Annotated in this window: 8 protein-coding genes; 2 read left to right on the top strand and 6 right to left on the bottom strand. The window is 53.1% G+C overall.

All coding sequences use genetic code 11. From position 1 onward, the window contains the following. Window positions 1–61: 61 nt before the first annotated feature. The 3 genes from CHH67_RS17785 to CHH67_RS17775 all read right to left on the bottom strand — a co-directional run bounded on the left by CHH67_RS17785 (window position 62) and on the right by CHH67_RS17775 (window position 3,145). The gene (locus tag CHH67_RS17785) at window positions 62–1,345 is read right to left on the bottom strand and encodes an ABC transporter substrate-binding protein (RefSeq protein ID WP_095266547.1); all 1,284 of its coding nucleotides are present in this window, start codon (window positions 1,343–1,345) and stop codon (window positions 62–64) included. Between the two features lie 70 nt (window positions 1,346–1,415). Beyond that, window positions 1,416–2,264 carry a carbohydrate ABC transporter permease gene (locus CHH67_RS17780; protein ID WP_095266546.1) on the bottom strand — a complete coding sequence of 283 codons (849 nt, stop codon included), beginning with the start codon at window positions 2,262–2,264 and terminating at the stop codon, window positions 1,416–1,418. Further along, window positions 2,264–3,145, bottom strand: a complete 882-nt coding sequence (locus CHH67_RS17775) for a carbohydrate ABC transporter permease (RefSeq protein ID WP_095266545.1) — start codon at window positions 3,143–3,145, stop codon at window positions 2,264–2,266. The genes CHH67_RS17780 and CHH67_RS17775 overlap by 1 nt, the downstream gene beginning before the upstream one ends. 119 nt (window positions 3,146–3,264) lie before the next feature. On the opposite strand from CHH67_RS17775, the gene CHH67_RS17770 reads away from it, so the two are divergent. Beyond that, window positions 3,265–5,118: a sensor histidine kinase gene (locus CHH67_RS17770; RefSeq protein ID WP_244908244.1), complete on the top strand. Its 1,854-nt coding sequence runs from the start codon at window positions 3,265–3,267 to the stop codon at window positions 5,116–5,118. Then, window positions 5,096–6,724, top strand: coding sequence for a response regulator transcription factor (locus CHH67_RS17765; RefSeq protein ID WP_095266544.1), 1,629 nt, complete (start codon window positions 5,096–5,098; stop codon window positions 6,722–6,724). Before CHH67_RS17770 ends, CHH67_RS17765 begins: the two co-directional genes overlap by 23 nt. A gap of 414 nt (window positions 6,725–7,138) precedes the next feature. Here the strand turns inward: CHH67_RS17765 and CHH67_RS17760 are convergent, their stop codons facing one another. From CHH67_RS17760 to CHH67_RS17750, 3 genes are all read right to left on the bottom strand, one after another. Next, window positions 7,139–9,544: a glycoside hydrolase family 95 protein gene (locus tag CHH67_RS17760; protein ID WP_095266543.1), complete on the bottom strand. Its 2,406-nt coding sequence runs from the start codon at window positions 9,542–9,544 to the stop codon at window positions 7,139–7,141. Between the two features lie 21 nt (window positions 9,545–9,565). Further along, entirely contained in the window at window positions 9,566–11,260 is a 1,695-nt protein-coding gene (locus CHH67_RS17755) for an ABC transporter substrate-binding protein (protein ID WP_095266542.1), read from the bottom strand. A 90-nt stretch (window positions 11,261–11,350) separates the two neighbouring features. Beyond that, complete coding sequence (locus tag CHH67_RS17750) at window positions 11,351–12,262, bottom strand: carbohydrate ABC transporter permease (protein WP_095266541.1); 912 nt, start codon at window positions 12,260–12,262, stop codon at window positions 11,351–11,353. Window positions 12,263–12,277: the final 15 nt, after the last annotated feature.

Here is a 12,277-nt window from a genome sequence, read left to right as displayed (position 1 = left end):
TAGACGGGACTGGCGTGCCTTCATCACATAGCTCTTCGCGTTGCCAGCAATCGGCGACGGGTTAATTCTTCAGATTGTCCCAAGAAGCCTGCATGTCCTCAAGCAATTTGTTCACATCGGACTTGCCTGCAAAGAATGCCTGCATCGAGCCCGCGAATTCCTGGGCTACACCGTCAGGGAACTTGGCGGAGTGCTTCTCCAGCACTTTGCCGGCCTGTACAAAATCATAAATCGAGGAACCCAGATCTCCCATATCTTCCGGTGTCGCTTCAATAGAAGTCAGGGACGGGATGAATTTAAAGTGTTTCACAATATACTCTTGACCGATATCGGACGTTACAAGCCAGTTCAGGAAGATCTTCGCTTCCTCTTTGGAGTCGGAATCCTTGTTGACTACCAGGTTCGCAGGCACCCCTACGTTAATGGCGTCGTTCTCCTCGGCATTCTCGCCAAGCGGCATCGGCAGGAACCCAAGATTCAGGTCCGGATTGATCGCATCAATTTCAGTCTGAGCCCAGTTTCCGTTTTGCATCATGGCCGCTTGCTCTGTAGCCAGCAAGGAGATCGCTGTGTTGTAGTCGGTCGTCAGCGGGTTTTTGTTACCGTATTCAAGTGTAAGCTGCATCAGCTTGGCCCACTCTTCGAAGTACTTGTTGCCCACAAACGTTTCCGTACCCTCGTTCAAGCCCTGGATGAATGCATCCGGGTCTTCCTGGAGATCAAATGCCGGGTTGATGCCCTGGTTGCCCAGCAGCCACCATTCTTGGTAAGCGTTCGCAAATGGAATTACACCAATAGCTTCAAGCTTCTTCGATGCTTCTTCCAGCTGAGAGTACGTTTTTGGCATTTCGGTAATGCCGGCTTGCTCAAACAGGTCTTTATTGTAGATATAGCCCCAACCTTCCAGGTTCATTGGCATACCGTATACCTTGCCGTCCTTAGTCATCGGTTTCGCGGCCATTTCCACCAGATCCGGTACCCATGGCTGATCGGAAAGATCCTCCAGACGGTCAAACCACATGTCCATCTCGGCATATCCGCCGTTGGAGAAAATATCAGGCGCATCGTTGGATGCGAATTTCGTTTTCAGCGCTGCACCGTAATCAGCACCGCCGCCTACAGTTTGAATATCAAGCTTGATGTTTGGATGTTCTTTTTCAAACTCCACCTTCAGTTCATTCAGACCATCTACAATTTCCGTTTTGAATTGGAAAATCGTAACCGTCTTCACTTCCTGATCATTGGAGCCGCCGCTTGCGCTGCCTCCCCCAGAATTACCTCCGCATGCCGCAAGCACGAGTGAGAACGCCAGCAGCATAACCAGTGAAAATTTCCATTTCTTCATGGTGTTACCCCCTAGAAAAATGAATTTATGAGTTGTTTCATTGAAACCAAGTTATGGGGTTCCGTCAAGGTTAACCCTTGACGGAACCGGCTGCAACGCCTTCAACAATATAGCGCTGCAGGGACAGGAAGAAGATGATGATCGGCAATATGCCCAGTACGAGCGCCGGCAGCGCCAGGTCCCATTGCTTGGAGTATTGCCCGAAGAAGGCAAACGTAGCAAGCGGGATCGTACGCAGATGCGGGCTCTGCAGAATCAGGGACGGCAGCAAGTAGTCGTTCCAGATCCACAGGCAGTTCAGAATAATGACTGTAACCATCATCGGCTTCAGCATCGGCAGTACGATGCGGGTGAACACGCTGTAGGAATTGGCGCCATCCACCGTGGCTGCTTCCTCAATCTCCATCGGAATCGACTTGACAAAACCGTGGAACAGGAAGATCGAAAGCGGGATGCCGAGTCCCATATAAGCAAGGATCAGACCGACCATGCTGTTGTTCACACCCAGCCAGCTAACAACTTTCAGCAGCGGGATCATGATCGACTGAAACGGAATAACCATCGCAGATACAAACATCATAAATACGAAGCGGTTGAACATCGTGTTGGAACGCACCAGCCGGTACGCGGCCATGGCGCTCAGAAGCGCAATAAGCAGATTGCTGATGACCGTAATGATAATCGAGTTCGTAAATGCCTCCGGGAAGCGAGTCATCTCCCACGCTCTCGCATAGTTGCTCCAGTTGAACTGGTTTGGCCAGTCCGCCGCATTGACCATAATGTCTCCGAGCGACTTCACCGAGTTGACCAGCAGGAAGTAGAATGGCGACAGAAACATGATCGCAATAATAACGAGAATCACCTGTGTAATGATGTCCGATATGGACATGGAGGACTTCTTCTTCAATTTGGTGTTCATTAGGCTTCGACCTCCTTCTTCTTCGTCGCCCGTACTTGAAGCAGTGTAATGAGGGCTACGATGACAAAGAATATTAAGGCTTTGGCCGTTCCGAGCCCATAGCGGTTGTTCAGGAACGCTTCATTGTACACGTTCATCGCCAGCGATTCTGTGGAACGGTATGGTCCGCCCTTCGTCAGCGACAGGTTCAGGTCAAACATTTTGAACGACCAGGAAATGGCCAGGAACAAGCAGATCGTTACGGCCGGCATAATCAGCGGCACGATAACGCTTTTCAGCACCTGAAACCGGCTAGCGCCATCAATCTCTGCCGCCTCAAGCACATCCTTCGACACATTGTTGATCGAGGCGATATAGATGACCATCAGATAACCGGCAGACTGCCATACAAACACCATGATGATCGCCCAGAAGCCGGTTACTTCGTCGCCCAGCCAAGGCAGCTGGAAGAAGGCAAGTCCTGTCACCTCTCCAACCGTTGCAAAACCTTTGATGAAGATAAACTGCCAGATAAATCCGAGCAGCAGGCCGCCGATCACGTTCGGCATAAAGAAGATCGTACGGAGCCAGTTGCGCGCCTTAATATTTTTCGTCAAAAAGTAGGCAAGGAAAAATCCGGCCAAGTTCGTCAGGATGACACCGACCACTGTAAATCTGACCGTAAACCAGAAGGAGGTGGCAAAAGCGCTGTCATTTGTGAAAATCTGTTTGAAGTTGTCCAGGCCAACCCAGGTTACTGTACCCGAAACACCGTTCCAATCCGTAAAGGAGTAATACATCCCCATCACAAAAGGGACAATGATCGTAATGGCAAAAAACAGCAGGGCGGGGCCAACGTATACCAATTGCTGCGCGAGGGCAGCGGATGTCTTTCTCTTCATCGAATCCCCCTCCAATCTCCTTTGTTTCTCTATAGCTCAATTATGCTAATATTAGGGACTAGGGACTACCATCGGATGTGAACTAAATGGTATAGAAAATTGATCGGAGGGCGAAATCTTTGAAGTGGACCAGCCTCTTGAAATGGAACAGCATACGCACCAAGCTTATTGCCTTGATGATCCTGGCTGCAATACTGCCGACGACCATCTCGATGATTATCAGCTATGTCATCACCACCAACTCGCTCAAGGAGCGAGCCGTTGTTGAAAATATGAATCTGTTGTACCAGGGTCGCATGAACCTGGAGAACGATCTGGAGGAAATGAACCGCACCTCCCTCTCCGTATATTCCGACCCGGAGTTCTATATAAGCTTGTACTACAGCCATGAAAATATCAATGCCAGCGGACGCCAGTCTGCAACGCTGCAATCCATCAACCATGCAATCAGCGGCTCCAAGCAGGTGTACCTCTACGTGGACGGAAAGCGGGAAGCGACGCTCTTCGCCCAGGACATCGCCCGCCGCATGAGCGATGCTGCCCTATACGACCAAATTCCTGATCTGAGCGGGAAGGACTACTACATCGAGCCGCCCCGTCCTGTCCATACCTATGGTTTCCAATTATCCAATCCCTACCCGGACAGCTTGCAGGTGATGACGATGTACCGGGTCATCCAGCGCATCCCCTCCAGCGAACAGCTCGGCATTCTGGCGATCGATCTGGACATGTCCTTTATTAGCCGGATCAGCAGCCAGCTGTTTCAGCCGGACCATGAGCAGCTTTATATCCTGAATGAGGACGGCTATGTCATGTATTCGGGTAACAGCAGCCTGATCAGCCAGAAACCTCGGGAAGCCTGGTACAACCTCATCCAGGAAAGCGGCACAGAATCCGGATATTTTGAACATGACGACAACATTTATATATATGACAGCATCCGCACAGGCCTAACCGACTGGACAATGATCAAGGAAATCCCGTCTTCCTATATTCTGAGCAGTGCCGACAAGGCAGCGTTTATCAATATTTTGCTGCTCGCGGTGTCCTTGCTGGTCATCATTGCGGCCACAATCTGGATATCGATACACATTACCGAGCCGATCCGCAAGCTTGTCGGCGTGATGAGCCAGGTCAAGAGCGGCCGGATGACGGTCGATGTTTCTTCGCCGCGCAAGGATGAAATCGGGATCCTTCACCGCCGGTTTGGCAGCATGATGGATACGATCAACAATCTCATTCTTCAGGAATACAAGCTGAAGCTGGCCAATCGGACAAACCAGCTCCGCGTGCTGCAGGCACAGGTCAATCCGCATTTCTTGAACAACGCCCTGCAAACGATCGGGACGCTCGCGCTTGAGCACAACATGAAGCGGATCTATTCCCTGATCTCGGCGCTTGCCCGGATGATGCGATACAGCATGTACAATACGGACAAACCTGTAAAGCTTGGCACCGAGCTGGATCATATCAAAGATTATGTCGAGCTGCAAAAAGAGAGATTTGAGAATCTCTTCGACTTCCGTTACGATGTGGATGAGTCTACTGTCGATATATTGATCCCCAAAATGCTCGTTCAACCGCTTGTCGAAAATTATTTCAAGCATGGAATGAACCGTATGGCTGACGATAACTACATTAGCGTCAGCACCCGCCGGCTGTCCGAAGACGTCGTGCAGATTGTTGTAGAGGATAACGGCAACGGAATGTCCGAGGACAAGCTTGCCACGCTGAAAGAGCAGGTACAGCAGCTGGAGATGCTTGATTTGGAGCAGCTCGAGGTCTCCGACAGCGACGAGGCCGATGCGGCCGAACACGGGATCGGGCTTATCAACATCGTGACCCGAATGAGACTCTATTATCGGGACAAATCCAGCTTCAACATGGAGAATGTCCAGCCTCGCGGCTTCCGGGTCGTGCTGACAATTAATGTGGAAGGTGAAGCAGAAGATGAAGGCGTTGATCGTAGATGACGAGAGCCGTGTCCGGAAAGCGATCCGACTGCTCGTCCATTGGGAGGAACACGGAATTACCGACATTCAGGAAGCCGATAACGGCCTGAAGGCCATTGAGCTTATCCAGCAGCATCGTCCGAACCTCGTGCTGCTCGACATGCTGATGCCGCTCACGAACGGTCTGGAGCTGATGGAGTGGATTCATAACCATTATCCGGATACCAAATTCATTGTGATCAGCGGTCATGATGATTTTGAATTTGTACGAAACACCATACTGTACAGCGGGACGGATTATATTCTGAAGCCGGTGGACGAGACCGCCATCAATGCGGCTGTAGGCAAAGCAATATCCGCCTGGAAGGCGGAGGATGAAGAGCGGCGGGCGATGCACCAGCAGCATGTTCAGGTCAATGAATATCGGCCTGTCTATTCGGAGAAGCTGCTGACCAGCCTGATCGATGAGCCGTTCTCCCAAACCCAGGCCGCAAGACGCCTGCAGGATGAGCGCATCATCCCGGATAAGGTATCCGACATCCGGCTGGCCGTGCTGCAGGTTGACCCTTCTGATGAAGCGTTGTATAACCGTTTTGGCAATCATCAGGATCTGCTGATGTTTGCACTGCTTAACATATGTAACGAATTCATGCAGAAGGACCGGATCGGCGTCGCCTTCCGTCATTTCAGCTCTCAGCGCAACATCGTCATTATGGTGTGGGATCAGCTCGCAACGTTTCCTACCCGACTGAAGGAGATCAACAGCGGCATCCACCGGACATTGTCCCGCTACATGCATTTCGGGATCAGCCCGACAGGGCTGTATCCGGAAGACATGCCCAAGCTGTTTAACCACGGTCTCTCCTGCCTTCGCTCACGCGATCTGACGGTCCTTAACCAGTTCCTGCATGAGGAGGTCTCCGGCGTCAGGGGCGGAGATCACGGGCTTCAATTCAGCGCCTATGAGGACCGGTGGAAGCTGGCCATCATGAGCGGTCAGCCCAATCTGATCGCCGAAGCTGTAGAGGAATGGCTCGCTGCCATGCGCAAGAACGGCGTCATTACACCAGAGCTGCTGGAGCGTTATGATCGTGATATTGAACGCTTTCTGCTGCGGATCATCCATGAGGCTGCCTCCCCTTTGTCTGAAACACTGCTGCAGGAGTACAAGGAGGAAAGCGCAGCCAGCGCCAAGCCGAGCCCGGACAAGCATCTCTTCTCCTATGCCGAATGGCAGCAGTACTGGGAAACGACGATCGGCTGGCTGGCAGCCGCCTTGCAATCCCGTAAGCATGAAGGACAGGATCTGATCCATGACATCACACAGTTTATTGAACAGAACTATCAGAACGAGGTGTCGCTCTACGACATCGCCAACCGCTTTCATGTCAGCCGGGAATACATATCGCGCAAATTCAAGCAGCGCCATCAAATCAACATTCCGGAATATATCAATCGCATTCGTATATCCAAAGCCAAAATCCTGCTGCAGAATCCCGGACTGAAAATGGCCGCCATTTCGGAAATGGTCGGCTTCAAGAACGAGAAGTATTTCAGCCTCGTGTTCAAAAAACAGGAAGGCATATCTCCGACCGAATTCCGGAAGCTGCATGAGAAGGATTCCTGATCGCAAACGGCAGGCTTGATCTGCTAATAGCCGACTTGATCTGTAGCTTGTAACGGATATCACTCGGAGAAAGCCAAGGAGCTAAGCGGCTCATTCCCGCTTAGCTCCTTGATGTTATCGTCTTCAAGCACAGCTTGCTTCATGCTTATAATTCATGCTGCGCTTGAACGTGTTTATTCCGGGCCGAGACTGTGTAACGTACGCTCATCAATATGAACGTCACCGGGTAAGCTAATGATTTCTCCAAACTCCCCCTTAGCACCATGATCCCTTCGTTCAGGAGGATACCTGATCAAACGGGATCATCATCCAAAGCAGCCAGACAGTGGATAAGCAGACCCGCGGGACAGCGAATCACACCGGATGCTCTCATACTGGCCTGCTGGCCTGCTGGCCTGCGCGCCTGGCCCCCTGTTAATTGAGCAAACGTATAACATACACCTTCCCTGGCTGTGTCTCGAACGTGCAGCTCTCCCCTTCAGCTACGATGGAGCCATGGTCGTCAGCCACTTCGAGCGGCTTGTGATAGACGAGTGTGCAGCGCTGTCCATGCGTGGAGATGACGCTTGCCGAGTCAAGAGCTCCCTTGCTCCACGCCATCGCTACAACGAAGCCGCCACGCGCCTTCAAGCCGTGGACTGCGCCCGCTTCCCAGGCTGCCGGGAGAGCCGGCAACAGCCGGATGACACCACCATGGCTCTGGAGCAGCATTTCGGCCACGCCGGCTGCTCCGCCGAAATTGGCATCAATCTGGAACGGCGGATGGTCGCCGAGCAGATTCTTATGAACGGAGCGGCTCAGCAGCGTGCGGACGTAGGTATACGCCGCTTCTGGCTGCCCTAACCGGGCATACAAATTGATCAGCCAGGCGCAGCTCCAGCCGGTATGCCCGCCGCCGCTGCGGATCCGGGACGCCAGCGAGCGCTCGGCTGCGGCGGCCAGTTCGGGCGTCGCCTCCGGGGTGATCTCCTCACCCGGGTACAGGCCGTACAGATGGGACACATGGCGATGTCCCGGCTCTGCTTCTGCAAATGGCTCGCTCCATTCCATCAATCTTCCCTCCGCATCAATCTGATACGGCAGCAGCCGTTTAGCGGCCTGCCGAAGCTCCTCCCGCAGCTCCCGGTCATCGTCAAGCATTTCCGACGCCTCGATGAAGCTATGGAACAGCTCCCGCATGAGCGCCATATCCATCGTCGAGCCTGCCGACACGCTGCAGGCCACTCCTTCCTCCGTCAGGAAGCGGTTCTCGGGGGAGGTGGATGGACTGGTCATAAGGCGCCCCTTCTCATCCTCCACAAGCCAATCCAGGCAGAACAGGGCCGCTCCCTTCATGAGCGGATAAGCCGTCTGCCGCAAATATTCAAGGTCCGGATTATAGCGATAATGCTCCCACAGATGACGGGACAGCCATACGCCGCCCATCGGCCAGAATGCCCAGCTGGCGCTGCCGTCACTCGGGGTCGACATGCGCCACAGATCCACATTGTGATGCGCAGTCCAGCCCCGGCAGCCGTAATGGATATGGGCGGTACGGCTGCCGTGAACAGACAGCTCCCCGATCATCCGGATCAACGGCTCGTGGCATTCGCTCAAATTGGCCACCTCAGCTGGCCAGTAATTCATCTCCGTATTGATATTCGTGGTGTAATCACTGTTCCATGGCGGCTGCACATGCGGGTTCCATATGCCCTGCAGATGCGCCGGCTGCGTACCCGGTCGCGAGCTGCCCATGAGCAAATAGCGCCCATACTGGAACAGCAGCGCCTCCAGTGCGGGATCAGCTCCGCCCTCGCGGTACGCCTTCAAGCGCTCATCGGTCGGCTTGCATGCTGTCAGCCGCCCGCCAGCCTCCGGTCCCAAGCGGAGTTCCACACGGCGGAACAATGCGCGGTGATCTGCCAGATGTCGATCACGCAGCTGCTCATAGCCCAGCTGAGCAGCGGCTAGAAGCGCCTGCTCACACCACTTGGACGGCATGCTTCCCTCCGCCCCTGGCATCTGATCAAACCCTTCGAAATCGGTAGCAGCGGCGACCAGAAGTGTCACCGATGACGCATTGCTAATGCGAATCATACCGCTATCAGCACGTTCGCGGCCTCCTTCCACTTGAGCAAGCAGCTGCATCTCATACCGCAGTCCCCGTCCCTCTTCGTACAGCACGGATTGCGGATGGTCTCCCCTGTAATTGTCGGCAATATGGGACGGCGCATGCCCGAACAGCCTAAGGATCCCCTCTGCCGTCTCACGGATATGATGCTTAAGCAGAGACTCCTGTCGGATGGTCAGATCAAGCGATGCAGCTGCATCGACTTCATACCGGATCACCGCAACTTGATCGACCGCACTGATAAACATCTCCCGGCTATAGCGCCTTCCTTCGGAAACCCAACGTACCGCTGCCATCCCGGCATCCAGATCCAGCTCCCGCCTGTAGCTTGTAACCGCCCCGCTGATTCCTTCCTGCTCAATAATGAGATCCCCAAGCGGCAAAAAGGACTCCGTACGCCTGCCCACCATATGCTCTTCAATGAGCTTCTCCGCTTCTTCGTAGCGTCCCGACGTAATCCGTTCCCGCACAGGGGCAAGATACCTGAGCGCATCATAGTTATGCGTATCGCGGGGAAAACCGGACCACAGTGTATCTTCATTCCACTGAATTCGCTCGGAGGTTATCCCGCCGAACACCATTGCCCCCAGCCTGCCATTGCCAAGCGGGAGCGCCTCTTCCCACTTATCAGCCGGCTGGCCATACCACAGCTTCCATTCCTGCTCCTCTGCCAATTCGATCTCTCCTTCTATGCAAAGAGGGGCAGCCATAAGCATGCCCCTCACCTTGTATTAGTCGTTCCACAGCTCCACGCGAGCGCGTACGAGCTCGGTATATTCTTGTTCCATCTGCTCCGCACCGGCAGCGTTCAGTTCCTGAATGAACTGATCATACAGCTCGTCGAACTTGGACGGGTCTGCCAGAATGATTTCCGGAATACGTTTGCGGGTAATTTCCTCCACTTTTTTATACGTGATGTTGATGTTGGAATCGCTTGGTACCGGAATGTTGTAAGCAACACCCCATGGCTTCACAGGGAATTCTTCCTTCTTCGGCCACAGATCCTTCCACATCTCTACGCCGTATGCCTGAAGCGTCTCTTTCTCGGACGGCGTATAGTTCTTCATGATCGTCTCAGGGAAGTTGGTTGTGAAGTAGTTGCCTGTCGAATCCAGCACACCGTCTCCGTAGCGCGGATACAGTGCATTGTACAAGCCAATTCCTGTCTCTTTCGTGAAGTTGGCATTGTCATACGTTTTGCGCTCCTGAATCTCTTCCGGAATGACGCGCTTGCCGTCTACAACTTCATAATGCTCGCCTTCAATGCCCCAGTTCATCAGAATTTGACCTTCCTCGGATGCCAGATAATCCAGGAATTTAATGATGCGCACCGGATCCTTGGCAGACGTTGTAATCCCTACACCCCATCCTGCCACATAACCGGTATCCTGGAATGTAGCATCCTTGGTCGTTTCATCCAGCTGGATCGGGAATCTTGCATAGGTGCGATTCTCTTTGCCGGAGGAACGAAGAGCACTCGTTGCATTGCCGAAGCCCCAATCCTGGTCGATTACGCCCAGGACGCGGCCCGAGGAAATTTTAGCTTCATATTGGTCTGTTTTCTGTACGAATGTTTCTTTATCCAGCAGCCCGGTAGCGTTCATATGGTTCAGCCAGCGGAAATACTCCTTCTCTTCCGGACGCTTGTAGTGCAGCTGCGCCTCGGCCGTCTCCAGGTCGATATAATATTCACCATCATCAGATACGCCGGTTGCGATAAAGGCCGGATTTGTAACCGATATCATAATTCTCCAGCCGTCCGCGTTCAGCGACAGCGGAATCGTCGGCTGCCCGTCAATCGTAGGGTACTTCTCATAATAAGCCTTCAGAGCATTCTCGTAGTCCTTCACTGTCTTCAGCTCCGGATAGCCGAGCTCCTTCAATACTTCGTGTTGAATTTGGAACGTACCGCCCGCGTCGAGCATCTCATTATCTACCGCCGCCAAGGTAGGCAGCACATAGATCGCTTCATCCTCATTACTCCACTTCAAGCGGCTCATATAGTCGCCGTAGACCTTTTTGATGTTCGGCGCATGCTCCTCAATAAGGTCTGTCAGATCAATGTAAGCGCCTGCATCAACAAACAGATTGGCATCCCCTTTAGCAAATACCAGATCCGGGTACTCACCGCTGGCCACCATGAGCGGCAGCTTCTGGTTCGAGCCATCCACCGCGAATTCGGCTTGAATCGTAACGCCTGTAAGCTCGGTCAGCTTCTTGCCAACCGCATCCTGCATGTTGACCCAGTTCGCGTTAGAGTCCGCGCTGAAATATGTGATTGTGATCGGCTCCAGACTGTCTCCCTCATTGCCAGTGTCTCCGCCGCTTGCGGAATTGCCGTTATTACCCCCGCTGCACGCAGACAGAATAAATGTAGCCAGCATCATGATGGCAAGGAGCAGCGATAATCTTTTCTTGTGATTCATTTGCTTTACCCCCTATTCTAAAGTGAAAAAATTCTATTGTATAACAGGCCGCACGCGGCCGCACGGCCTGCTGATACCATGGATCGGTGTTTAGCTTTTTACCGCTCCGAGCGTCATGCCCTTCACGAAGTAACGCTGCAGGAACGGATACACCAGCAGGATCGGAACGGTAACCACGATCGTGATCGCCATCTTGATCGATTCCGGAGATACCTGCTTGACGATTTCGGCCATGTTCTGACCGGCCCCCATCCCGGTGTTTTGTCCCTGTGTACTCTGCAGCACCTTCATCAGCTCGAATTGAAGGGTTGTTAGATGCGGTGCAGAGCCGTTGTACAGATACGTATCAAACCAGGAGTTCCACTGTCCGACCGCCAGGAACAGGGCGATGGTGGCAAGCACCGGCTTGCAGAGCGGAAGGATAATGCGATAGTAAATCGTGAAGTCGTTCGCTCCGTCCAGCTTGGCCGACTCCTGCAAGGAATAGGGCAGGCCGTCGATGAACGACCGGATGACAAAGACGTTAAATGCGCTGACCATTCCGGGAATGATGTAGACCAGGAAAGAGTTCATCATGTTCAGGTCCCGGATCAGGATGAACACTGGAATCATGCCGCCGGAGAAGTACATCGTCAGAGCCAAGAAGGTAGACATAAACTTGCGGCCCTGAAACTCTATCCGGCTCAGCACATAGCCGAGCATCGAGCCTGAGATCAGGCCGAGCAGCGTTCCAGCAAGCGTCCGGAGCACCGATATTTTGGCACCGGTAATCAGTCCTTCATACTGGAATATCTGCATGTAGTTTTCTAACGTGAATTGCCTTGGCCATATCGTGATTCCTCCGCGAACCGTGTCCACAGAGTCGTTAAGCGAGATCGCCAGCACATTCAAGAATGGATATAGTGTCACGATCATAACTAGGGTCATGAACGTGTAGTTCACGATATCAAACACCCGATCGGAGAACGAGGGCTTGATGGATGCTGCTTTCGTACGAGCCATGCTGCTCCCTCCTCC

The sequence above is a fragment of the Paenibacillus campinasensis genome, assembly GCF_002272015.1.
Taxonomy (GTDB): Bacteria; Bacillota; Bacilli; order Paenibacillales; family Paenibacillaceae; genus Paenibacillus_AQ; species Paenibacillus_AQ campinasensis.
This window is presented reverse-complemented; position numbering and strand designations above follow the sequence as displayed.